Source organism: Thermococcus sp. EP1 (genome assembly GCF_001317345.1).
GTDB lineage: Archaea > Methanobacteriota_B > Thermococci > Thermococcales > Thermococcaceae > Thermococcus_A.
On sequence record NZ_JXCG01000003.1, the window covers coordinates 183,271 to 204,686 of the forward strand.

Consider the following 21,416-nt stretch of genomic DNA (forward strand, 5'->3'; position numbering starts at 1 on the left):
ATGTGGTGTTGAGGGGAGGGAATCTTGAATAAAAAGAAACTTCTCATGATACCCTATTCCCTTTTTATATTCATTGTGGAGGTTTACCTCGGTATTGGCAATTGGAAAATAGTTAGTCTCTACATGGTAACAAGAAAAATTGGCAGGAACCCTTGTGTTGAGTTCTATTGCATAACACCCACATGGATATTTGCTTTGGGAATTTTGGTTCTTCCTCTTGTTATCGGCTACTTTTTGGTCGAACGTTATGAGATTCTAAGAGAACATGCAAAGTCACATCTTCTCTTTGGACTTATTGTTTTACCTCCAAGTATTTGCACCAAACTTTCAGGAGGTAGCGAAGTTATGATCCTTTATATTCTTGCACTTTCCACAGGCCTTAGCTTTCTCCTCCAGCGGAGGCATTATGAAAAACAACCTTTTGACTTAATTCCAGTTATTAGTACTTGGTTTCTCATAGCGTATGTATTGATGATTAAGCCTTGGGCCTGCTGAGTCTGATGAATATCAATCCAGTTATTATGAAAAGCACGAGACTCGCTGCGTAAGGTAAGGTCGCGTGTAAAGATGCCAGTGCTCCAGCAATAAAGGGCGTAAAAAGCCCAATCAGTCTGCGGTAGCTTGTAATCGCCGCATGGAACTCACTAGCTCTTTCCTTGGGAATGAGTTTGAACATCCAGGAGCGATAAAAGGGGAACCAAAGAATATCCCCAAAGTCCCCAATGGCATAAACCAGCAATGCTAACCAGAAGGGTGGCGAGAGCGCCATGACAAGAGCATAAACTGCACTAAGGAACATCCCAAAACCAATAACTTGGAATCCCTTCTCTTTTGGGATCTTCTCGCTAACATAAGTGGCGATGATTGAGGCCAAACTTGTTGCGAAGGCTATTAGTGTTACCTCGAAGATGGTCTTATGTAGCACAAAGACAACGTAGTTAATTAAAACTATCTCTGGAGCAAGTGCCCATGCAAGGGCTAGTAGTGTTTCAAAGATTAACAGGAGCTTGAACTCACTTACTTTGAACGTGAACTCTTCGGGGGTTATTCTTTCCTCTTTTCTAACCGAAGGAAGAAAGAACCAGATGTAGGCTATTGTGGGAATTGAGAGTAGGCCGAAGAAAAGGAAGGCAAGCCTATAATGGTCGGCAGTATTCCAGACATAACCGAAGATGTATCCTAGGATTGGAAACGTTATAAGCCTGCTTATTTCAGGTAGGCGCAAGTGCCAGGCGAATATCTCCTTATACTTGTCCTCAGGATAAATTATCTGTTCATAAGCTCGATAAAGGGGATAAAGCACTGTGGAAAGCTTCTCTACTGTCCTTCCCGCAAAGAGCATAATAGGTGCTATGGTTCCTTTAGCAAAGCCATAGAGGACATAGGCTATCCCATCAAGAGCGTCAATTACCATGAGTCCTTTCTTTATATCCCATTTGTTAAAGGCCCTTCCAAGAAGATAAGTTAACGGAATCGCGATGATATTGACGGCTGTGAAGAATGCTCCCACCTCAAGGACGGAGTAGCCAGAGTACATCATGTAGAGCGGAAGGAGAATCCATACTATAAGCTGTGGAGCTATGATGGTGTGATAAAGCATGTAGGCTTTGGCATCTCTGGGGATCTCGCTCCATTTCATTAGAAGCACCTTCTTGAAATTTATCGTGAAATTTAAATACTTTTAGGGAGATTCTACGACGGGTATCATAATGATAGAACATATATTGGAGATTTTGGGATCTCTAGGGGATAAGAGAAATGTTGAAGGCATGAAAAGGTTTGGTATAACTTCCTCATCCAAGATTTTAGGGGTCCCTAAGCCAAAGCTGAGGGAGCTGGCGAAGAAAATAGGTAAAAATCATGAGCTTGCCTTGAAATTGTGGGATTCTAACATTCATGAAGCGCGAATTTTAGCGTCCATGATTGCTGAGCCCGAGAAAGTTGATGAAGACCTAATGGAGCGCTGGGTCAAGGATTTTGATAACTGGGACTTGTGCGACCAATGTGTTATGAACCTTTTCTGGAGAACGAAGTTCGCATATAAAAAGGCTGTTGACTGGAGTCAGAGAGAAGAGGAATTTGTGCGGAGAGCGGGCTTTGCATTGATGGCAAAGTTAGCTATCAGCGACAAAAAGGCAAATGATGAGAAATTTGAGAAGTTCTTCCCTTATATCATCGAGGGAGCTAAAGACGAGAGAAGCTATGTCAAGAAAGCTGTAAGCTGGGCGTTGAGACAAATTGGAAAAAGAAACTTGTATTTGAACAAAAAGGCCATTGGGCTGGCTGAGGAAATTAAAAAATTGGAAACCAAAAGTGCGAAATACATTGCTACAGAAACACTCAGAGAACTGAATAGTGAAAAAATCCAGAAGAGGCTGTTATCTAAAGAGAGAGGCATGTAATAAGATTCACAAGTTTTTGAAAAATTAAAAAAGCTTCAAATAATCCTAGTTCTAAAATCTATTGCGTCTTTAATTGCCCATGCTTTTACTATTCTCGGATCATCTCGACTCACTTTTTTCCAAAACTTCCAACACTCACACTCAAACATTGTCCTCACCAATTGATAGTAGCATGGTCAAAGTAGAACTAATTAGTGCTCAAAAATAATCAGAATTGACAATTTGGTGTTCTTTTGGTTTACATATTGCTAGGATAAAGACATTATGGGTCCCTAGGTGATAGTTATGCTCTTAGAATTTTAACGGTGGATATTCCTACTTAGTCAATCACCAAAAAATTTAAGTAATAATTTGATTACATGTTATTAAGTGATAACAGTGACTCAAGATATTGAAAGACTCGCCAAGAAACTTGATGCATTAGGACACCCATTGCGGCTGAGGATAGTTAGCCTCCTTGCCAGGGAAGATAGACCCATGTACTTAAATGAGATAGCTAATGCTCTTGAAATAAACAGAGCTCTTGCAAAGGTTCACCTCAAAAAGCTCGAGGCAGCAGGAATCGTCAAGAGCAAGGTTATACTTGATGAGGAGAGGGGAAAAGCTCTGAGATTTTATGAGCTTGTACCTTTTGACCTCCATCTCTCACCTGAGATCTTGAAGGAGGTGGTGGAATGAGAACCCGAGACGTTGTGATTTTAGCAAGTTGGATAACTGCAGTGGTTATCTCAACCGTCATAATCCTGAAAGGCGGAGTGACATACACAAACCTAGGAATAGCGCTGTTCCTGGTTTTCATGGCAGGTGGAATATCTTTCGCTGTGGGTTATTCACTACATGATACCGAGGAGCTAAAGCTGTCTAAAGAGATTTCATCACTAACTTTAAAGCTTGAGGAAATTGAGAAAAAGATTAACAGCGTAGAAGAGAAAGTTAAAAAGATAGAGAGGTTTTTGGAAGAGTAATTCTTGGCGAGTTTTTGTTTACTTTCAATTTATTGGTCTGATTTCCAATTACTCGAAGCTTTTATTCCTCAGAACAAGGGATTGGAGTTCATTTTCTCTTGCTAACAAAGTATTTTTAAGGCTTCGAATTTAGTCTTTTTTAATGATAAGAAGAGCAAAAATTGAGGACAGAAATATTTTAGAAGAAATACACGATGGAGAACCTCCATGGGAAAACTTTGAAGTTTACCTAAAAGTCGTTAGGGACTCTGGTGGAGATATATTTCTTTACGAGGATAAGGGAGAGATTGAGCTTTTACCGTTCAATGGGAAAGCCCACATTCACGTTCTTTGGGTGCGAGAAGAATGTAGAGGCGGAGGAATAGGTTCAAAGCTTTTGGCATTTGCCAAAGAGTGGGCAAAGGAGCGGGGTCTAAGAGGGTTAAGTGTCATTCCAGAAGATGAGAATGCTATGCGATTTTATATGAAAAATGGATTTGAAGTTAGAAATTGGCAGGTGAAGAGTATAAAAGATGTTGAAGACTGTGACATAAAAGTAAGCCCCTATTATGATAATCCGCCAAAGTTTCCGAACCTTTCAGCCGTTTATACTTCTGGTCTGTTCCTTTGGAACCTCTATAAAAGATCTCCTCGATTTAGACTTAGGGACTTTACAATACTTCTGATTGATGAGGAGAGTTGCATAAATGTTGTTATCTATGGGAAGAGACTCAACAGAAAAATTGTGAAAGTTGCTGAGTGTCTTGCTGGAAAAATCAGAAAAAGAATGTTCCTTCAGGTTTGGATGAAAGACTGGGAGATTTTAGAGGAAGAAGGTTTTAAGAAAATCGGTGAAGTTGAGTGGATGGAAAAGGTTTTCACTTAAGCCGTTCTTTTAGTGGCCTGTTCACACTTCCTCTTTTGTGAAACCCATCTTTTTGATGCTATGCACCAAAATGAAAAAGCCCACTGTGCTCAAAACACCAAATCCAAACACTCCAACAGCCAGCATTGAAACACCAACGTCATGCTCAATCAGCCATGCAAAAGTCAGCTGTGATAAAGGTATGATAAGGGTAGCCAATGCATCAAAAATTCCTCTGTAAGTGCCGAGCTTTTCAAGCGGGATTACCCTCTGAAACAGACTGTCAAAGGAAATATTTAGAAGCTGTCTACCAAAGTTCAAGAGCAAAATTCCGGCAAAGAGCAGAACTAACGAAGGCAAGCCCAAAAGCAGAACCGCCAGGCTTTCAAGCAGCATTCCAATGATAAGGGGTTTTGAGATTCCAATTTTACGCTTGTGGGCAAAGATAGCTATTCCAGCAGCACCAGCTAAACTTCCTAAGGTGCCAACTGAGTTGAGCAGACCATAAACAATCTCCCCTGTGGTCAAATTTTTGAGAGCACTGAAGACAAAAATCCTCGCTGGGGCTATTGCAAAGTTGAAGAGCAGAACTAACGCAATTCCGACAAAAACGGTTATGTTAGAAATTCTGGATTGAACCAATTCACTTCTCTCTCCAATTGTCTCTTCTCGTCTCACTGCGATGTTGATGTATGGAATGAGAAGTAGAGCTCCAATTAAGAGAAAAACCGCATCCAAAAGCATGAGCTTAATCCCAAAAAGGTAAGCAAGATAACCCACAACGGGAAACACAACAAGAGAAGTTACCTCTCCGACGGTTTGTACTTTTGCGTTGAGCTTTTGAAGCTCAGACTCTTCAAGAGTCATGGAAGCTATAAGCGTAAAGCCGAAGTATCTATGAAGAACATCAAGAGCCGAGATTAGTGAAATTAAAACGTAAAATGCCCAAATATTTGAAGCAAACTTTATTATTGTCAGAGCAAAGAAAGACTGAATAAGCAATGCAAGAAAAGCGAGCCTAACTTTTTTCTCAGTCTTATCAAGAAAGCGGCCCATTAAAGGTGGTGCTATGACCCAAGGAAGCATGGAGGCTAAAGAATAGCCCGCCACGCTAAGGAGTGAAGTGGTCTCGTTGAGGAGGTGCCACGGCAGAGCTATGCTTTCAATTGCATCCCCAATGACTCTAAGCACAGTCGTGAAAAGTAAAAGGGCGTAAAGTCTCTGCTTCATGAATTATCATGGGGAAGAAGGTTTTAAAAATTTATGAACGTACCCTCATACTATGAAGTGGGACTTTGACAGATGGGCTGAAACCTACGACGAGGATGTGGCTAGGAAAGACTGGATACACAGGAATTACGAGAAAGTTCTTAAACTCGTCGCAGAGAAAGCAAAAGGAGTTGTAGTTGATATCGGCTGTGGTACGGGAAACATTCTAAGATTTATTAAGTGTGAGCAGTACATCGGTGTTGAACCCTCAGGAGAAATGAGGAAAGTTTTCAAGGAGAAATGGGGCTTCGAACCTGTAAACGGCCACTTTTTGAACATCCCTCTGCCCGATGGAATTGCGAATACTGTGATAACGACCTACGCGTTTCACCACGTGCCCGACGAAGAAAAGGAGAAAGCAATAAAGGAGATGTTCCGGGTTCTAAAACCTGATGGGAGGCTTATTATAGCTGATGTTATGTTTAAGTCCGAGAAGGAAAAGCGACGTATCGGTGAGGAGGACGGTATAACTGAGGAGATTGAGGATGAGTACTTCGCGACCATAGAGCATTTGCGGAAGGTATGTGAGAGAGGGGAGCTTGTGTTTACATTTGAGCAGGTAACTAGGTATGTGTGGGTTGTTGAGGTGAAAAGAACTACTCGATGATAATGAGACCATCCTCCATTATGGGCTCTCTGTTCACAAACACCTTTGGATTCAGCAGGACGAAGTCACTACAGTTCCTTCCTAAACACCAAGACATCCGGCTCCTTAAAACCTGTCCAGTTCTTAAAACCGAGCTCCTTTAAAGGCTCAATTAAATCTTGCTTCTCTTCAGGGAGCATTATGTCGATGCTGTCGTAGCCTATGTTTCTGACCTCAAAGCTCATTGCAGGTAAAATGTTTTTTATAGTCTCAGTTGAGAGCTTGAAGGGTGTGAACGCAGGTTCATTTTCATGTATTAAAGCATAAAAGAATTTATAGCCTTTGTATTCCCTAACTTCTGCCTTTTTGTTTAGCCACTTAAGGCTTTCCTCACATCTATGTAAGAACTTCCAGCCATAGGGGATATATTCTTCATAATCGAGCTCATCTAAAGAGTTGATTCTTGAAAGTGTTGGTTCTTCTCCCTCTCCAAGCGCTCTCTGAATATAGTAAAACCGCTCTACAATCCTAAACCCATCTTTCTTTGCCATTGCAATGCTCTCTTTATTGAGGAAGTATGTTGAGAACTCCAGTGTATTAATAATACCTTTTTCTGCTAGTTCTTTCCCCTTATGAAGCATAAAGTTTTGGATTAATCTTCCAAGGCCTCGTTTTTGGTAATTGGGGTGAACTCTAAGACCTTCAAGCCAGCCGACTTTATCAGGTAAAATTGTAAGCTTTGCTGTTCCAATAACTTTTCCTTCCAGCTCAAGAACATAGAAGTTTCCATCCCTCAGCCAGTTCTCAAAAACTCTTCCGAGGTAGTCTTCACCTTCCCAGGTCAACTTTGCAATTTCCTCAATGAAGGGTTTATCTCCAAGTTTAGCTTCTCTTATTATTGGCCTCATATTGCTCACCACTCAGGAGTATTGCACACTAAGAATCTGCAACTTCCAAAGATTTTTATGAAGTGAAGCTATATAAAACCTTAGAGGTGCTGAGATGATTCCCCAAATCCACCTTCAAGTCCTGCGCAAACTGTATGAGAGGTTAAAGGATAGCAATGTGAACTGGGTCGTTACCGGAAGTCTTGGCTTTGCGCTCCAAGGAGTTCCTATTGAGCCCCATGATATTGATATCCAGACGGACAAAGAAGGAGCTTATGAAATCGAGCGCTTCTTTCCTGAGTTTGTAGTTGAGCCTGTGAGATTCAAGGAAAGTGAGAGAATCCGCTCGCACTTTGGAGCGCTGATGATTGAAGGCGTTAAGGTCGAGATAATGGGGGACATTCAAAAGAAAGTTAATGAGGAGTGGGAGCCGCCGGTGGACATAGACAAATACAAACGCTTTGTGCAGATCGAAGGTATGAAGATTCCAGTTTTGGATTTAGAATATGAGTATCAAGCTTATCTCAAGCTGGGAAGAGTTGAAAAAGCGAAGATGCTGAAGAAGTTCCTAGAAAAGAGAAGAAGAGACAACGTTTGACTATCTACAATCTTTCCCTATCGAAATCACAAATTTTTCGTTTATTCTAAATGAAGCAACGATCGTTCTGAATGAGAGATAGTCGAGAGGGGTATCAAAGTCTCTAGTTTTCTTAAAATCTATCTTCACTCTTTCGTTTTGGTTCCTGGAGAGCTTTAAAATTTGTTTCTCAATGAAAACTTCCAAACCTTTTGGGCTTAAAGGCTCTATCTTTAAGCTTACCCCCTCTCCGTAATTGAAGATTCCAAGCTCAAATGGAGTCTCATAGGCAACTAAATCAAAGGTCTTTTTCCCTTCCATAAAAGAGATTCCTGCAATTCTTGGCATTGTCCCTTCTTGCCCTGGCTGGCCCCTAAAGTAAACTTTCAAGCGCGCATTGCTCATAATATCAGCAAAAGAAATCTCATAGAATTTCTCACCGTGAAAGCTAACCTTCTTTCTGGAAACTTTGAACTCAAAGAGAGAATGAGCTTTGAGAAAGTTTTCGACAAAACTGCCCTTTCCAAACCTAAAAAGCCAGAGTTGCTTCCTTTTAGAGAGTATCGCTGGATAAAAGTTGAACTTTCTGTAAAGATTTAGAGCAGGGATATTATCGTATTCTGTCATTAAAAATTGAATATTGTGTCCTTTGCTTTCAGATATTTTGATGCACTCCTCTATGAGCTTTGTTCCAATCCCCTTTCCGTGGTATTCGGGATGCACTATTAAATTGACGATTTCCGCATAAGGCGGAAAGGCTACATCGAGAGTTACCTTTCCAACGACTCTATCATCAGACAACGCTACTAGGACTTTTGAATAGTTCCTCAGGCTCTTCCAAATATTAATAAGTTTTGGGCTGAATTTCCAGCCTAATGTATTATAAAGCTCCTCAACACCTTCTGCAAACTTCTCTTCAAACTCAAGGACTTGAACTTTCATTTGCCACTACCTCAATTTCTTTCTTTTTAGCTTGACTGCTTAAAGACGTATTACTAGTTGGGTATATTACACATCTATTAATTCAAACTTTTGGGTGACAACTATTATCCTTGGGCCGTTCAGCGTTACAGAACTCGCCACACGCTTTTATATCGAAATCATAAAGGTTTATTATTTTTTGCCACTCTTTTGGAAGCTTCTCTAATTATCTCGTCAAAGTCGTAAACGCTAGAGTGTGGCAAAGGAGACCCGAGTAAAGCCACAAGATCAAAGCTGTCATCCTCAAATTCCAGTCTTTTGACATCCATAAAATAAAACTTGGCTTTTGAACCTCTTTCCTTTGTAATTTCCTTAGCTTTTTGGATTGCATCTTTTTTAATGTCTACTCCAATGACCTTAAAGCCGAGTTCTTCTAAAGCAAAAGAGTTTAAATCTTTATTGATAAATTAAAATTTGGTGGTTATATGAAAAAGGTCTTATCTTTTCTCTTCATTGCATTACTCTTAGTTTCAACCTTTTCAACATATTCCTGGTGGCAATGCAGGGAAGAGAAGAAGAAAATGCTGGTGCAGATATACAATGAATTTGAAGTGAACAGGTGGGAACTTGAGCACATGGGAGAAACTTTTCAGCATTTACTTCAGAACAATATCTCTAATGATATTCTTCTGCTTTATCTTGAGAAGTACCAACATCACGTACTAGTTTTAGATAACGTTTTTGAAATCTTAAATTCCCACAGCGGAGAGGAAAAATACTGGAAGCTACATATTGCAATGGTGAATTTATTCGATGCTCTGAATAGTATGCGTGATAATCCCGAAAGCCTTAGAGAAAATCTGCAAGGCAATCTTGGAGCATTGAGGAAGTTTGACAAACTTTTCAAAGAGCTTTCACATTATCAGAGCCCAAATGAGATTCCAAACGAGTTGGTGGAGAATTTTCTTGAGGTTTCGAAAGAGTTAAGTGAAAAGTAAGAGGTGGTTCTATGAGCTTTCTCCAGCTATATCACGATGAGGCCATCAAAGTTTTTTATGAGAAGGGTGGAGATGAAGAGGATCTTTATTGGCTTGTTAGCAGCATCTTGATTAGATATCCGGAACACAGAGACGAGCTTGAAGTTAGAAAGAGACTGATGGATTTAATAGTTCAAGAGGTTGGTGGAAAAGTTCTGGATGTTGGCTGTGGTCTTGGAATTCTGACGTTCAGAATGGCACTTAAAGGTGAAGTCAAAAAAGCTGTGGGCATCGATAATAGTTGTGAAGTAATCAACTTCTGCAATCGTTTGAGAAATAGAATCACAGAGAAAGCAGAATTCTTATGCGGTGATTTCCTGAGCATAGAAATTAATGAGGAATTTAACTGTGTTGTCTTTCTCTACACGCTTCATGACTATGAACCGGAGCCATTTTTAGAAAAAGCTCTCAAAATATTGAGACACGAAGGGAGAATAATAATCGGCGATTTTGATATTAAGGGACTTAGAAAGAAAGTTAAGGCATTCGCACAAGAAAATGGGCTGGAAATCGTTAAAGATATTGCCATTGGAAGGGCAAAGACACATGGGGATTTCTATGAAGCATTTTTAATCACTGCCCGGAGGTGAAAAGTATGAGAGTCTTCATATCATCTTCTCTAAAGAATAAGGAGCTTAACAAGAGGATAGCTGAGGTTTTTGAAGAGGAGGGGTTTGAAGTATATCTTCCTCAGAGAGATACTCCACAATCTAACGATATAGAGACTGTCTTTAGGGCAAATGTGGAGGGTATTAAAAAAGCAGATGTTGTAGTTGCTGTCATAATCAATTATGGGCGTGACCTTGGATTTGAAGTTGGCTTTGCTTATGGGCTTGGGAAGCCAATAATTGGCCTAATAAATGATGAAAGTTATAAAGAGGACAAGATGATTGCAGGAGCACTTACAGATACGGCAAAAAGCCTAGAAGAGTTAGTCTATAAAATGGAAGAGATCAGTAAGGGCTAAATAGCTAATAGTAAGACCGTCACACTTATATCCTAATCCCGCTTAATTAAAGATATGAAGCGTGATTTGTACGTAATCTCAGCCTTTATCCTGCTTGCTAATATCTTTAAGCGCTCGCTTATTTACAACCTCTTTTATCTTCTTGCAATGATTGTTGCTTCCCAACGGCTCTGGAGGGACTTTCTAAGGTTCCTCGCAATCTCCGCCCTCGTGGGATTTTTTGCGGAGGTGCTCGGCACTCACATATGCACGCCATTCGGGTGCTACTATTACGAGAACCTAAAGCCCCAGGTGTTTGGTGTACCCCCTTTTGTTCCCTTTGCATGGACAATTTTTGGCTTCGTGTCCTATCTGACAGCACGCCATTTTTTTGAGCACAAAACTGGCAGGATAGCTTTTGCGTCGGTTTTAATGGTTATTTTTGACTTGTCAATTGATCCCATCATGACGTCGTGGAGGGCTTGGGTCTGGGAGACCACGACAAAAATAAACTGGTTTGGGATTCCTTGGACAAACTATCTGGGTTGGTTCATAGTGTCCCTAACGTTTTTCTACCTCTATGAGCGTCTTTCAAAGGCCAAAATTGAGAGGGAGCTTTTAAAGCTCGGCCCTCCAGTTTACCTTTTGGAGATGTTCACATTCATGATTTATGCCCCAGCAAGTGTGAAAACTCCCACAACTCTTGCGTTTTTGATCTCCGTCGCTGTGCTTCTCCCGCTATATTTCTGGAGGTGGAAGTCATGAGGGTCGCTCTAATCCCGATGAGGGTTAAAGTCAACGACTTTGAAACAAACTGGCAGGAGTTTAAACAAAGATTTAAAGAAGCTTTGGAATACAATCCTGACATCCTAGTTTTCCCCGAGTACTGCCTTACAGGCTTTGAGGAGTGGGACTTTAGCGGAGCGAAGCTTTATGGTGAAATCGTCAATAGGGTCAGCAAACTTGCAAAGGAGAACTCAGTTTATGTGATCTTCGGCCTCCTTGAACCCTACAAAAACTGCATCTATAACTCTGCCCTTTTAATAAACCGTGAAGGAGAGGTAATTCTCAAGCACCGCAAATTTCAAGAACCTATGAAATTTTGCACTGGCAACACAGTAAAAACTGCTTGGACAGAGTTTGGAAAGCTCGCCATAATTATCTGTGGTGATCTCTACAACAAGCGTATAGCCAAATGGATTAAGCGCAAAAGACCCGACTATATTTTTATACCAATGGATCGTTCTCCATGGGGCGATTTTAATTTAGAAGAAGAAATCAAATGCATGAGTGGAAGGGTTAAACTGTTGGGTGTTAAGACATTTATAGTGAATTCCTACTCCCACTGTGACAGTTTCGGCGGTGCATGGATCTTTGATGAAAATGGAGATCTTTTAGCTCAGAGTACTGGAGATAACATCCTAGTTTTTGAGTATTTCTTCAAGTCCAATCGTTTAGAACGAAATATAGCTCAGACATAGTATGCAAAAAAGTACATTGAGTTTCAAATACGTTTTGTTCATGTGATGTTTTAGTTTGAGTTTGAAAAATTTTATATTGTCGTACCTGTTCATAGTATACGGAGACATACTATGAAAGTTCCTTACAAAGCTGCAGTTAGATTATTTGCAATTTATCTCTGTGTGTTGCTTGTAATAACAACCACAGCTGGGCTGGCCAATGAAAAATTGGCTCGAAAAGAAGCTGAAGAAACTGTAGTTATTCTTCAATATACAAATCCTACATTTTATGAGTTACTAAAGGAAAACGCCACAAAAGAGAATAAAACTGTTGTTCAGTATTATTACGAAAAATTAATAGAAGTGAGAGGGTTAAATAAAAATGTAATTATTCAGGGAATTCAACTTTTAAAGCAAAGCTGGGAAGAACTAAAGCCAATAAAAACTGTTAAATTGGGAAGGGCTGTTTTAATAACCTTAGGTGTATTACTATCTTCAATGCTTTTAATAATTTTTACAAGCATTACAGTTGGGATGAAGATATCAACAAAACCTTCTCTTTTAGATTTCGTAGAAAGTCTCGCTAGATTTTTCAATGGAATCCCCTCTTGGTGGATTGCTGTTCTTTTTGTGTTTATTTTTGTCATTAAATATAATATTCTTCCTGCAAGTGGCTTAATGAGTATTCCACCAGAAGAGGGGATTGGGCTGGCGTTTGATATTTTGAAGCATCTGATTCTACCAGTTGCTACAATAGTTTTTGTTTTTGTTTGGGAATTTATAGTCATAGTAGCTAGAGAAACTCAAAGGGAATTTGGGGAAGTTTATATAATTACTGAAATCGCCAAAGGAATGCCTAATAAGGTTATCTATTGGAAACACATTCTTAAAAATATCGGAATAACCTTGAGCTCATTCACTGGTCAAAAGTTTATGGAGATGTTTACGGATTACCTTGTATTGGATGCGTTCTTTTCCCTTCAGGGTTTGGGCTTACTATTGAAGAGTAGCTTCGTTAGGGAAGTTGTTCCAAATGTGGGAGTTGTAGTAAATTTCAGGCCTTATCTATTCTTTCCACTTACAATAATCATAGCCACGTTATTCTTTGTGATATCTTTAGTTATTGAGCTGATTAAAGGGATGCTTGATCCAAGGGTGAGTTAAATGAAGTTAAAACTACGTCAAAAAGTAGGACTTGTAATCTTAATCCTCTTTGCTGGTTTTGTTTTACTTAGTGAATTGAGTGTGCCCAAAGAAAAGCTCAATAACTGGGAAAATCCATTATACTGGAGTAAATATCCCAAAAAAGCGGATCCAGTATGGTTCTCCATGTTGGATAAGGAAACTCCTACAGTTGTTCTTTCTCTTTCGGAAGTTACAGAGATTGGGAACGATTACTGGCTTTTCACATATGTTTATACACACACTTATCCTCGCCCTCCAAATGATATAGTATTTCGCAGAATTGAGCCAGCATATTATATAATTGAAATTACACGGCCAGATGGTATTAAAATAAGAGTTTATGATGACGAACTCAAAGAGGATGTCAATTTGAATACTGACCCTAAAATGACTATGCAAATATTTTCAGCCATGAGATCAAAGCTCAATCTTAATGAAGAAGATAAAGCTATGGTGTATCCAATAGAAATCCTCTTTGCGAAAGATCCTAATTTTACGGTACTAAATGGCCCATATACAATAGAGGTGCTATGTAGTTGCAGAAAGCCCCCACAAATCATAGTTCAAGGGAATGCTTATGGAATCTTGGGAACTGACAATTACGGAAGGGATATATGGGTTGGTTTTGTTAAAAGCATGAGAAATACCCTTTATTTAGCTTTAGTTACTTCTACTATTATAGTTCTTCTTGGTTTGTTGATAGGATCTCTCTCAGGATACTTTGATAACAGGCTTTCAAAAATAATCACATTCATGCTTGAGGTTCTCACATCGCTTCCTATTCTTCCAATTTTGGTCGTTATTACTTGGGTAATGTCAACCCAAGGATTTGGAGAAAGGATTAATGTCCCTCCACTAAAATTCATGTTGATCCTAGCGTTTCTCTTAATGGGAAAATTTGCTAAAACAATACGAATGATCACAATAAAAGAGAAAGCTAAAGAATACATAACAGCTGAAGTAGCTATAGGAGCTAGTGGATTTTACATCCTAAGACGACATATTGGCCCGATTATCCTAGAGCATGCACTAAGACATTTCACATTCCTAATGCCTAGAATTGTTGCCCTAATTTCCCTCTTTGGATTCTTTGGGATGATCCCTGGAACCAATTGGGGTTCTTTTATGATTGAAGCAATGGAGCAAGGGGCATTATATGGAAGCAAATGGTGGTGGATTCTTTCACCTGGAGTAGCGATGGCATTCTTGAGTTTGGGGTTTACTCTCTTATCTTTAGGGCCTAGTTATGAAGAGGAGGGCATGGGGATATGGCTAACATGAACTACCCCGCCCCTCTGGACGGGGTTTTGTGAGAGGTCACTGGAATGGATTTAAGAGAAAACTCTAAATATCCCCCTACCTAATAATTTTGGTGTTGAATATGGAACTCTATGACGTTAATGAATTCTGGAAGTTTGATCTTAGGGTTGGATTGGTAAAGAAAGCTGAGAAATTAAAAAGAACTAAAAAGCTCATAAAACTTGAAGTTGACTTTGGAAGCGAACAAAGGACTATAATAACAGGGCTAGCTGATCAATACAGTCCTGAAGATCTTGAGGGAAAGAAACTCATTTTTGTCTTAAACTTAAAGCCTAAAAAACTCTCTGGAATAGAGAGCCAAGGAATGCTTATTGTAGCTGAAAGTGAGGATGGGAAAGTTTACCTTCTACCTGTCCCAGATGAAGTACCCATCGGTACAAAGGTGTGGTAAATGTTTTTTGGGATTCCGCACTCAAAAACTCCCAATTTGTATATTCTCGGGGTGCCATGGGATGGGTCTTCTTCTTACAGGAAAGGATCTAAAGACGGCCCCAACGCAATAAGGGAGGCTACTTCGGGAGAACTCTATAACAGCTTTAGTGAGGGGCTTGTGGACCTTGCAAAGTACTGGCGATACAAGGATCTTGGAGATGTTACGGCTGAGAGTTTTGAAGAACTCGTGAATCAGGTTGATGACATCGTCACAGCTCATTATAATGGAGAACTTTTTCTTTTCCTAGGCGGAGATCATTCAATAACCTATGCGACTATTAAGGCTATTAAAGAAGCCTCTGGAGAGAGTTTTGGATTAATGTACTTCGATGCCCATCCAGATCTATACTCTGAGTATGATGGAGACAAATATTCCCATGCATGCACTGTAAGGCGTCTTGTAGAGGAGGGTTTAGTAAGAGGGAGTGAAGTTATTCAGATTGGAGTTAGAGCTCCTACTAAAGAACAGATTGAATTTGCGAAAGATTATGGAATAAGGATAATTTCTGCTTCAGAAATATATCGTTCTCCAAGAGTGCGAGTTCCATTTGAAAAAGCATACCTTTCCTTTGACATGGATGTTCTTGATCCAGCGTTTGCTCCAGGGGTTGGAAATCCTGAACCAGGTGGTTTAACCACGAGAGAGCTTGTTGAAATAATAAAAAGCTTAAACGTGAGTGTAATAGCCTTTGATATAGTAGAGCTCAATCCAAAGTATGATTATAAGGGAATAACGGCCTTTGCTGCTGCGAAAATAATAAGAGAAGTACTTGGAAAAGTGACCAAAAATGTGGTGTGAGATCTCGTAAAAAAAGAAGCAAGGTGATTTTCATGTTAAAATGCACGTCCTGTGGAAGAGAATATTCTCTAAGGAAACCATATCAAAGATGTGAATGTGGTGAACCACTTGAATTAGAGCTATTTAAGAGCACTCCAGGCATAGGGAGGAGAGTGTGGGAGAGATTTTCTGGATTTTTCCCCTTTGAACTTAATCTTGAGCTTAGTCTCGGAGAAGGAGATACCCTACTAACTAAGGCAAAAAAGCTTTCGAAAGAACTTGGAGTCAAGCTTTATCTCAAAAATGAAACTCTCAACCCAACATGGAGCTTTAAAGATAGAGGGACTTATTTGGGTATTCATAGGGCTCTTCAGTTGGGGTTTAAAAAAATTGGCACTGTTTCGACTGGCAATATGGCTGCGAGTGTTGCGGCTTATGGAGCAAGAGCTGGGCTTGAGACATACGTTCTGGTTTCATCAGACATAGCAGAAGAAAAATTGAAAGCTCTTGCCCTTTATGGAGCTAGGATTATCAAAGTTCAGGGCGATTATGGGGAGCTCTACTACAAAAGCCTTAAAATAGGGAGGGAAAAGGGAATATACTTCATAAATTCGGACGATCCTTTCCGAGTTGAAGGATACAAGAGCATGAGCTTTGAGATAATTGAGGAAGTAACCCCGGACTACGTTGTTGTGCCAACGTCATCAGGAGGGCTTTTCAGAGGAATTGTGAAGGGTTTTCTGGAACTTAAGGAAAGTGAACTCATTGAGAGACTTCCTTGTTTTGTGGTGGTTCAAGCTGAAGGCTGTTCTCCAATATGCAAGACATTTAATGAAGGAAAAGAGAAGATAGAGCGGTTTGAAAGTCCACATACAATAGCCCATGCCATAGAGAATCCATATCCTCCGAGTGGAAATGCCGTTTTGAGACTTTTGAAGGAACTTAGGGGCTTATGTGTTACAGTTAGTGATGAAGAGATTTTGGATGCTCAAAGAGATCTTGGTAGAGAAGGCCTCTTTGTCCAGCCAGCATCTGCAACAGGAATAGCTGCAATAAAAAAGCTTAGAGGGAGAGGAATTATCGAAGAAGAAGCAAAAGTCGTTAGCATTCTTACAGGTGCTGGATTAAAAACTCTTAGCCATGTTGCTCTAAGCACTATTGAAGAATGTTCCTTGGGGACTCTTGGGGAATGCTTTCCATAAGGAGGTGAGGATATGCTAATCGGGGCAGCGATGATGCCTCATGGAAATGATGTTCTCGACCCGAAGGATGAGGACACAAAACGACTTGCTGGACTCTTAAAAGATATTGGTAGGGAATTCTCAAAGGCAGATTTGTACGTTCTCATAAGTCCTCACAACGTCCGCATGAGTGAAGCCTTTGGAGTTATAATGGCTGAAAATCTTGTTTCATGGCTTAGTTTTGGGGGAATCGAACTTCCTGGTGATTACCAAACTGAAAGAGAACTCGCCAGAGAAATATATGAGAGGGCAAAAGCTAAGGGACTTCCTGTGGTTGATATAAACTTTGCTTCAGTGGGCGGGGAATATTCACTTTTTCCCCTAACATGGGGAGAACTTATACCTCTCCATTTCCTCGAAAAGAGGCCCCTTGTCGTGTTAACTCCAGCACGAAAAGTTCCAAGGAAAATCCTTGTTGGATTTGGAGAAGTTATTGCCGAAGTTCTTGAAGAAGATGAAAAGAGAATTGCATTTATAGCAAGTGCTGATCATGGCCATGCACATGATCCAAATGGCCCGTATGGTTATGCTCCAGAGGCAAAAGAATACGATGAGCGCATTATGCAACTCATTAAAGAGAACAAACTTGAAAAGCTCCTAAGTATTTCGGATGAACTGATAAACAAAGCCCTTCCTGATAGCTACTGGCAGCTGCTTGTTCTCTATGGGGTGCTCAAAAAAGTACCAATGAAAGTAAAAGCAACAGCTTATGCTTGTCCAAGCTACTTTGGTATGGGTGCTGCTTTGTTTGTCCGATCCTGAGATAGTTTAACTCAAGATCTCTCACCTATTATGTGTCGAATTCCATAGTAGATGACCATTCCTAGAAGGAAAGAAGCCACAGGGAAAAGGTAAAAGAGAAAGAAAATAAAAAACGCCGGGTCATCACTGTGATAAGAATTAGAGTGAAGATCTGTAATCGTACTTAGTATGGAAAGGGTTACTGCTACTATGAGTGGGGCAAAACCCACCATTATACTAAACTCTGGGAGAGAAACTCTCAGCTTCCATAGAAAAAGTGCGGTTATTAGGGCTACAATGAGAGTTGGATAAATAAAGAAAAGAATTTCAGGAGAAATTTTTCCATATATGCTTTCAAGTTTCTCTATCCCAAAAGCTATTAGTGTCCACAAAGGGGTTGCAAAGAGGAGAAAGAGGAAAACCTTGATGTTCTCTTTCATCCGAGATCCCAAAATCACTATAGTTAGGCCTAATATTTATTTTTTGCCATAACCATCCACAAATCTTTTTCTCCTGTATGCATGAAGACGAAGGTTATTTCTTCATCTGGGAGCTTTAAGCTCTTAGTATGAATTGTAACGCAATATGAATCTAATTGAAATGGTATGTACCAGTACACAAGCGACCCAATAAGTGAGCTTTCTCTGTAAATCTTAAAATCAATTCTCTGTCCTCCTGTAGTTGTGAGATTCTTTGGAGTGCTCCATGTTATTCTGTATCCTTTAAATGATGTTTCTCCTGAGAAGTTGACGCTCTGGACACCCAAAACTATATATTCGTATAATTCTCCGTTTACTTTAAGTATTGTTTCGTTTAGGATGGTTATGTTAAGGTATGCAGGATCACTCTGAGGACTTAAAGGTGATTTCAATGTAGTGTTGCATTTATTGAGGTTTTCTTTGGCTTCAGTTAAAAAAGAAACGACATCTGAAATTGAAATTGTTGGAGAAGCAAGTTTGGTTGAGGGCTGATTTATGCAGAGGGAAACTAAGACCATCAAAGGAATAAGAAAAACAAAAAAGCCCCTTTTCATGTTTCTCATCCCTAGCTTTTCTCAATTTCTACAACTCTTCCTTCGCTCATTTTTACAGTCATATTATCACCTTCTTTTAGGTTGAGCACTTTAAAGATGAGTTCGTCGTTCAGCTGATCTGCGCTTAAATAGAGGGTTCTATCACCAATAATTAGTATCCAGTGGGTGTTTCCGTCTTTGATGTAGGAGTAAATTCCCCTAACTGTCCCACTAACTTCTTCAACTTTAGCTCCAATTTGACCATAAAGAAGGAATGCTCTTACGTCATCTTCATTTTCGAATATCTCGACTTCTTTAGTCTCTGCATTTACAAAGGCTATCTTAGCAACTCCTGAGCCACTTTGGGGTATGATGGCTATCCTCCACCAGAGTTTACCATTCAAGAAGATAGGAATAGGTTCAACCGCCATGAACTGACTCCAGTCAAAGGTTGGTAGGGCCTTTTTAACGTAATCTATTGCTTTAACCGGCCCGGTTAGAGGGGTTTCAAACTTTACTTGGCTCATTTCTCCACTTTGTGCATTTATTAGGTAAATGGCCGCTAGTCCGTGAGCCCTTCCGTATGGTTCAACGGCAATCATCCAGTATTCTCTCCCATCGTTGGCAATAACCAAGAAAGGTTGTCTGTTTCCTTGTCCGCTTACATCAATGAGTTCTATCTGGTTTTCGTGGTGTAACCAGAGATTTTTTATGTTTGAGAATACGTTTTCTTTCCAATAATTTTGAGCATAGATAATTCTTCTCGTCAAAAGTTCTGGGAATATTGGGAAATCCTTGAGCCGTTCATCTTTAAGAGCCTCTTCTGGAGTTAGATCCTCAACGTTACCATCTTCATCAACTATTAATACTCCTCCCCATTTTGGAACAGTGTAAAAAACGCGAAAGCTGTACGATATGTATGGAATAACAATGTAGATCTTTCCATCGTAATAAAGTGCCCTTGGAATATCAAGGTCTATTAGGTAGTGCTTTTTGTAAAGATTCCATTCTAAATTATCAAAAATCTGCATTCCAGGGCCAACTTGAAGTTCGTTTTCCATTCTCTCCATTTTTGCTTGAGTAGTATTCATCTCAACAAAAAGAACTCCCTTATCTTTGAGTCTTATTGCATTCCATGCTCCATCGGGTATTATAAAGAATCCCCAAACTGGTGTGCCATCTCTAATAGTCAAATGGGAGGAACCGAGTGTATATCTAGCGTACTCAATAGTATCAACAGCATACCGGTATGCGGTTAACTTTGGGAGTATCCTTATTTTACTACTCGAGAGTTCAAGCTCTTTTGAAACCTCGGTTGGGTGATGCTCTTTGTATAAGGCAGTGTTGGAGAGTGCACCAGTTAGTACTGAAACAAATATCAACAGAAGGAGCATCAACGCAAAGATTCCACTTATAGTGATGTTCTTTCTGTTGTATTCCTCCAACTTCTTTTTTGAGCTATATTTTGCTAATAATAGTAGGGTAAGTATGAGATAGATTATTGATGGATTTCTGTATAAACTCATTACAATTCCGTGAAACCATGGTCTGAAGAACCACAAAATCAATATAAAAATCCCGATTGGGGGGAATAACTTAAGAATCTCTTTTTTCATTTTTCTCACCCTCATGTATATTTAACAGAAGGATTTATAACTTATCCGGTAATTTTGTCTAGGGGGATTTCAGTGGTCTATCCGAAGTTTGTTGACAGTAATGTGGCATTTTCACCGATGCCGTATCCTGAGGATATTCCTAATCTTGCAAAAGAATTTGATGCTGTCGTTGTTCTAGCCTACGAACACGAATTGTATTATACACTAGAAGAATGGACTAACCATCGCCTCGACGTGCTTTATTCTCCAATAGAAGACTTTACTGCACCAAGTTTAGAGGAACTGCTTGATATTTTGGGATGGATTGAGGAAAGAGTCAAAAAAGGTAAGAAAATCTTGATTCACTGTTTTGGAGGAAGTGGAAGAAGTGGGAGTGTGGCCGTTGCTTATTTGATGTATTTGTATGGCTTGTCTTTAAGGGAGGCTTTGCTAAGAGTGCGTTCCCTTAAGCCCTCTGCTGTTGAAACAGAGGAGCAAATGGAGGTTTTAGAGAATCTTGAGAAATATTTAAAATCAAAACGATTCGTATAAAATATCAAATCTCATGGTTCAATATTGAAACGATTTTCGATTAATTTTGATTTTAAGCTGGAGGACATTGAGGTAAAGGAAATCGAATGGGTTCTCGTCTATTCAAATTTTTCGAAGGTTACAACCTCTTCTAAACTTTTTCTTTTATATTTTGGTTTGTCATCATTTGGATAGCCTATAGGGAGAATTGTTTGAAGGCGATAATGTTCTGGAGCATTCAAGAGTTTTTCAATTTCCCTTGGATTTGGAGGGGTGTAAGTCACTGTTCCTAAACCTTCTTCTTCAAGAGCAAGGAGAAGATATCCTATAGCAAGCCATGTTGATTGGATTGCGAAGGGCGCTCTGATATCGGTAAATACTAGCACTAGATATGGAGCATCACTTAGGAATGGTTTTTCCCACGTAAAGCCTTTTTCGTGAAGCCATTCTCCAAGTTTTCCTTTCATCTTTTCATAGAACTTTATTTCATCTTTCTCACAAATTCCCCTGATTTTTCTCTTTTTCTCAGAACTTTCTATTAAAAGAAAGTGCCATGGCTGAGCGTTCATTCCAGAAGGAGCCTCTTTTGCAACTTCAATGGCGTTTAAAACACTCTCAAGGGGTGGTTTTTCTGTTTTAAACTTTCTCACGGTTTTCCGTTTTTTGGCAAGTTCAACTATCATTTTC

Annotated in this window: 28 protein-coding genes; 19 read left to right on the forward strand and 9 right to left on the reverse strand. The window is 39.7% G+C overall.

Annotated elements, in window-relative coordinates; genetic code table 11:
* The first annotated feature begins 24 nt into the window (after positions 1-24).
* On the forward strand, positions 25-495 hold the full coding sequence (locus EP1X_RS03740) for a hypothetical protein (RefSeq protein ID WP_055281850.1): 471 nt from the start codon (positions 25-27) through the stop codon (positions 493-495).
* On the opposite strand, the gene EP1X_RS03745 is transcribed toward EP1X_RS03740, so the two are convergent.
* Positions 476-1,639, reverse strand: a complete 1,164-nt coding sequence (locus EP1X_RS03745) for an MFS transporter (RefSeq protein ID WP_055281852.1) — start codon at positions 1,637-1,639, stop codon at positions 476-478. The genes EP1X_RS03740 and EP1X_RS03745 overlap by 20 nt on opposite strands.
* A 70-nt stretch (positions 1,640-1,709) precedes the next feature.
* On the opposite strand from EP1X_RS03745, the gene EP1X_RS03750 reads away from it, so the two are divergent.
* The 4 genes from EP1X_RS03750 to EP1X_RS03765 all read left to right on the forward strand — a co-directional run bounded on the left by EP1X_RS03750 (position 1,710) and on the right by EP1X_RS03765 (position 4,232).
* Positions 1,710-2,402 carry a DNA alkylation repair protein gene (locus tag EP1X_RS03750; RefSeq protein WP_055281854.1) on the forward strand — a complete coding sequence of 231 codons (693 nt, stop codon included), beginning with the start codon at positions 1,710-1,712 and terminating at the stop codon, positions 2,400-2,402.
* A 369-nt stretch (positions 2,403-2,771) separates the two neighbouring features.
* Entirely contained in the window at positions 2,772-3,080 is a 309-nt protein-coding gene (locus EP1X_RS03755; RefSeq protein WP_253276537.1) for a helix-turn-helix domain-containing protein, read from the forward strand.
* A complete protein-coding gene (locus tag EP1X_RS03760; protein WP_055281858.1) occupies positions 3,077-3,367 on the forward strand; it encodes a hypothetical protein in 291 nt (96 codons plus the stop codon). Before EP1X_RS03755 ends, EP1X_RS03760 begins: the two co-directional genes overlap by 4 nt.
* A gap of 142 nt (positions 3,368-3,509) precedes the next feature.
* The gene (locus EP1X_RS03765) at positions 3,510-4,232 is read left to right on the forward strand and encodes a GNAT family N-acetyltransferase (protein ID WP_055281860.1); all 723 of its coding nucleotides are present in this window, start codon (positions 3,510-3,512) and stop codon (positions 4,230-4,232) included.
* 21 nt (positions 4,233-4,253) lie between these two features.
* Here EP1X_RS03765 and EP1X_RS03770 read toward each other — a convergent pair whose 3' ends face one another.
* Positions 4,254-5,441 carry an MFS transporter gene (locus tag EP1X_RS03770; RefSeq protein WP_055281862.1) on the reverse strand — a complete coding sequence of 396 codons (1,188 nt, stop codon included), beginning with the start codon at positions 5,439-5,441 and terminating at the stop codon, positions 4,254-4,256.
* Between the two features lie 52 nt (positions 5,442-5,493).
* Between EP1X_RS03770 and EP1X_RS03775 the strand changes: the two genes are divergently transcribed.
* Positions 5,494-6,087, forward strand: a complete 594-nt coding sequence (locus EP1X_RS03775; protein WP_055281864.1) for a class I SAM-dependent methyltransferase — start codon at positions 5,494-5,496, stop codon at positions 6,085-6,087.
* Positions 6,088-6,155: 68 nt separating this feature from the next.
* Here EP1X_RS03775 and EP1X_RS03780 read toward each other — a convergent pair whose 3' ends face one another.
* Positions 6,156-6,974, reverse strand: a complete 819-nt coding sequence (locus EP1X_RS03780; protein WP_055281866.1) for a GNAT family N-acetyltransferase — start codon at positions 6,972-6,974, stop codon at positions 6,156-6,158.
* Between the two features lie 94 nt (positions 6,975-7,068).
* Between EP1X_RS03780 and EP1X_RS03785 the strand changes: the two genes are divergently transcribed.
* On the forward strand, positions 7,069-7,551 hold the full coding sequence (locus EP1X_RS03785) for a nucleotidyltransferase domain-containing protein (RefSeq protein ID WP_055281868.1): 483 nt from the start codon (positions 7,069-7,071) through the stop codon (positions 7,549-7,551).
* Here the strand turns inward: EP1X_RS03785 and EP1X_RS03790 are convergent, their stop codons facing one another.
* The gene (locus EP1X_RS03790) at positions 7,552-8,472 is read right to left on the reverse strand and encodes a GNAT family N-acetyltransferase (protein WP_055281869.1); all 921 of its coding nucleotides are present in this window, start codon (positions 8,470-8,472) and stop codon (positions 7,552-7,554) included. It lies immediately after the preceding gene.
* A gap of 158 nt (positions 8,473-8,630) precedes the next feature.
* Positions 8,631-8,915 carry a class I SAM-dependent methyltransferase gene (locus EP1X_RS10005; protein WP_082391459.1) on the reverse strand — a complete coding sequence of 95 codons (285 nt, stop codon included), beginning with the start codon at positions 8,913-8,915 and terminating at the stop codon, positions 8,631-8,633.
* A 21-nt stretch (positions 8,916-8,936) separates the two neighbouring features.
* Here EP1X_RS10005 and EP1X_RS03795 point away from each other — a divergent pair, with 21 nt between their 5' ends.
* From EP1X_RS03795 to EP1X_RS03845, 11 genes are all read left to right on the forward strand, one after another.
* On the forward strand, positions 8,937-9,449 hold the full coding sequence (locus tag EP1X_RS03795) for a hypothetical protein (protein WP_055281871.1): 513 nt from the start codon (positions 8,937-8,939) through the stop codon (positions 9,447-9,449).
* 11 nt (positions 9,450-9,460) lie between these two features.
* On the forward strand, positions 9,461-10,078 hold the full coding sequence (locus EP1X_RS03800) for a bifunctional 2-polyprenyl-6-hydroxyphenol methylase/3-demethylubiquinol 3-O-methyltransferase UbiG (protein WP_055281873.1): 618 nt from the start codon (positions 9,461-9,463) through the stop codon (positions 10,076-10,078).
* A 5-nt stretch (positions 10,079-10,083) separates the two neighbouring features.
* A complete protein-coding gene (locus EP1X_RS03805; RefSeq protein WP_055281875.1) occupies positions 10,084-10,455 on the forward strand; it encodes a nucleoside 2-deoxyribosyltransferase in 372 nt (123 codons plus the stop codon).
* Between the two features lie 54 nt (positions 10,456-10,509).
* Positions 10,510-11,199, forward strand: coding sequence for a carotenoid biosynthesis protein (locus tag EP1X_RS03810; RefSeq protein WP_055281877.1), 690 nt, complete (start codon positions 10,510-10,512; stop codon positions 11,197-11,199).
* Complete coding sequence (locus tag EP1X_RS03815) at positions 11,196-11,915, forward strand: carbon-nitrogen hydrolase family protein (RefSeq protein WP_055281879.1); 720 nt, start codon at positions 11,196-11,198, stop codon at positions 11,913-11,915. The genes EP1X_RS03810 and EP1X_RS03815 overlap by 4 nt, the downstream gene beginning before the upstream one ends.
* 111 nt (positions 11,916-12,026) lie before the next feature.
* On the forward strand, positions 12,027-13,058 hold the full coding sequence (locus tag EP1X_RS03820; RefSeq protein WP_055281881.1) for an ABC transporter permease: 1,032 nt from the start codon (positions 12,027-12,029) through the stop codon (positions 13,056-13,058).
* The gene (locus tag EP1X_RS03825; protein WP_055281883.1) at positions 13,059-14,360 is read left to right on the forward strand and encodes an ABC transporter permease; all 1,302 of its coding nucleotides are present in this window, start codon (positions 13,059-13,061) and stop codon (positions 14,358-14,360) included.
* A 100-nt stretch (positions 14,361-14,460) separates the two neighbouring features.
* Positions 14,461-14,790, forward strand: a complete 330-nt coding sequence (gene metG, locus EP1X_RS03830) for a methionine--tRNA ligase subunit beta (protein ID WP_055281884.1) — start codon at positions 14,461-14,463, stop codon at positions 14,788-14,790.
* Positions 14,791-15,630: an agmatinase gene (speB, locus tag EP1X_RS03835; RefSeq protein ID WP_055281886.1), complete on the forward strand. Its 840-nt coding sequence runs from the start codon at positions 14,791-14,793 to the stop codon at positions 15,628-15,630.
* Between the two features lie 32 nt (positions 15,631-15,662).
* Entirely contained in the window at positions 15,663-16,811 is a 1,149-nt protein-coding gene (thrC, locus tag EP1X_RS03840) for a threonine synthase (RefSeq protein ID WP_055281888.1), read from the forward strand.
* A 12-nt stretch (positions 16,812-16,823) separates the two neighbouring features.
* A complete protein-coding gene (locus EP1X_RS03845) occupies positions 16,824-17,612 on the forward strand; it encodes an extradiol dioxygenase (protein WP_055281890.1) in 789 nt (262 codons plus the stop codon).
* A gap of 11 nt (positions 17,613-17,623) precedes the next feature.
* On the opposite strand, the gene EP1X_RS03850 is transcribed toward EP1X_RS03845, so the two are convergent.
* Genes EP1X_RS03850 through EP1X_RS03860 form a run of 3 tightly spaced genes read right to left on the reverse strand, consistent with a single transcriptional unit; the run spans position 17,624 to position 20,219 of the window.
* Positions 17,624-18,031, reverse strand: a complete 408-nt coding sequence (locus EP1X_RS03850) for a hypothetical protein (RefSeq protein WP_055281892.1) — start codon at positions 18,029-18,031, stop codon at positions 17,624-17,626.
* A 29-nt stretch (positions 18,032-18,060) separates the two neighbouring features.
* Positions 18,061-18,624 carry a hypothetical protein gene (locus EP1X_RS03855; protein WP_253276538.1) on the reverse strand — a complete coding sequence of 188 codons (564 nt, stop codon included), beginning with the start codon at positions 18,622-18,624 and terminating at the stop codon, positions 18,061-18,063.
* An 11-nt stretch (positions 18,625-18,635) separates the two neighbouring features.
* Entirely contained in the window at positions 18,636-20,219 is a 1,584-nt protein-coding gene (locus EP1X_RS03860; RefSeq protein ID WP_055281894.1) for a hypothetical protein, read from the reverse strand.
* Positions 20,220-20,291: 72 nt separating this feature from the next.
* On the opposite strand from EP1X_RS03860, the gene EP1X_RS03865 reads away from it, so the two are divergent.
* On the forward strand, positions 20,292-20,750 hold the full coding sequence (locus EP1X_RS03865; protein WP_055281896.1) for a dual specificity protein phosphatase family protein: 459 nt from the start codon (positions 20,292-20,294) through the stop codon (positions 20,748-20,750).
* A 98-nt stretch (positions 20,751-20,848) separates the two neighbouring features.
* Here the strand turns inward: EP1X_RS03865 and EP1X_RS03870 are convergent, their stop codons facing one another.
* Positions 20,849-21,412, reverse strand: a complete 564-nt coding sequence (locus EP1X_RS03870) for a nitroreductase family protein (RefSeq protein ID WP_055281897.1) — start codon at positions 21,410-21,412, stop codon at positions 20,849-20,851.
* Between the last annotated feature and the right edge of the window lie 4 nt (positions 21,413-21,416).

Excerpts from the sequence above, each read along its gene's own strand:
- EP1X_RS03745 (WP_055281852.1), bottom strand. The coding sequence starts at position 1,639 with ATGAAATGGAGCGAGATCCCCAGAGATGCCAAAGCCTACATGCTTTAT.
- EP1X_RS03750 (WP_055281854.1), top strand. The coding sequence starts at position 1,710 with ATGATAGAACATATATTGGAGATTTTGGGATCTCTAGGGGATAAGAGA.
- EP1X_RS03760 (WP_055281858.1), top strand. The coding sequence starts at position 3,077 with ATGAGAACCCGAGACGTTGTGATTTTAGCAAGTTGGATAACTGCAGTG.
- EP1X_RS03765 (WP_055281860.1), top strand. The coding sequence starts at position 3,510 with ATGATAAGAAGAGCAAAAATTGAGGACAGAAATATTTTAGAAGAAATA.
- EP1X_RS03770 (WP_055281862.1), bottom strand. The coding sequence starts at position 5,441 with ATGAAGCAGAGACTTTACGCCCTTTTACTTTTCACGACTGTGCTTAGA.
- EP1X_RS03775 (WP_055281864.1), top strand. The coding sequence starts at position 5,494 with ATGAAGTGGGACTTTGACAGATGGGCTGAAACCTACGACGAGGATGTG.
- EP1X_RS03780 (WP_055281866.1), bottom strand. The coding sequence starts at position 6,974 with ATGAGGCCAATAATAAGAGAAGCTAAACTTGGAGATAAACCCTTCATT.
- EP1X_RS03785 (WP_055281868.1), top strand. The coding sequence starts at position 7,069 with ATGATTCCCCAAATCCACCTTCAAGTCCTGCGCAAACTGTATGAGAGG.
- EP1X_RS03790 (WP_055281869.1), bottom strand. The coding sequence starts at position 8,472 with ATGAAAGTTCAAGTCCTTGAGTTTGAAGAGAAGTTTGCAGAAGGTGTT.
- EP1X_RS03795 (WP_055281871.1), top strand. The coding sequence starts at position 8,937 with ATGAAAAAGGTCTTATCTTTTCTCTTCATTGCATTACTCTTAGTTTCA.
- EP1X_RS03800 (WP_055281873.1), top strand. The coding sequence starts at position 9,461 with ATGAGCTTTCTCCAGCTATATCACGATGAGGCCATCAAAGTTTTTTAT.
- EP1X_RS03805 (WP_055281875.1), top strand. The coding sequence starts at position 10,084 with ATGAGAGTCTTCATATCATCTTCTCTAAAGAATAAGGAGCTTAACAAG.
- EP1X_RS03810 (WP_055281877.1), top strand. The coding sequence starts at position 10,510 with ATGAAGCGTGATTTGTACGTAATCTCAGCCTTTATCCTGCTTGCTAAT.
- EP1X_RS03815 (WP_055281879.1), top strand. The coding sequence starts at position 11,196 with ATGAGGGTCGCTCTAATCCCGATGAGGGTTAAAGTCAACGACTTTGAA.
- EP1X_RS03820 (WP_055281881.1), top strand. The coding sequence starts at position 12,027 with ATGAAAGTTCCTTACAAAGCTGCAGTTAGATTATTTGCAATTTATCTC.
- EP1X_RS03825 (WP_055281883.1), top strand. The coding sequence starts at position 13,059 with ATGAAGTTAAAACTACGTCAAAAAGTAGGACTTGTAATCTTAATCCTC.
- metG (WP_055281884.1), top strand. The coding sequence starts at position 14,461 with ATGGAACTCTATGACGTTAATGAATTCTGGAAGTTTGATCTTAGGGTT.
- speB (WP_055281886.1), top strand. The coding sequence starts at position 14,791 with ATGTTTTTTGGGATTCCGCACTCAAAAACTCCCAATTTGTATATTCTC.
- thrC (WP_055281888.1), top strand. The coding sequence starts at position 15,663 with ATGTTAAAATGCACGTCCTGTGGAAGAGAATATTCTCTAAGGAAACCA.
- EP1X_RS03845 (WP_055281890.1), top strand. The coding sequence starts at position 16,824 with ATGCTAATCGGGGCAGCGATGATGCCTCATGGAAATGATGTTCTCGAC.
- EP1X_RS03850 (WP_055281892.1), bottom strand. The coding sequence starts at position 18,031 with ATGAAAGAGAACATCAAGGTTTTCCTCTTTCTCCTCTTTGCAACCCCT.
- EP1X_RS03855 (WP_253276538.1), bottom strand. The coding sequence starts at position 18,624 with ATGAAAAGGGGCTTTTTTGTTTTTCTTATTCCTTTGATGGTCTTAGTT.
- EP1X_RS03860 (WP_055281894.1), bottom strand. The coding sequence starts at position 20,219 with ATGAAAAAAGAGATTCTTAAGTTATTCCCCCCAATCGGGATTTTTATA.
- EP1X_RS03870 (WP_055281897.1), bottom strand. The coding sequence starts at position 21,412 with ATGATAGTTGAACTTGCCAAAAAACGGAAAACCGTGAGAAAGTTTAAA.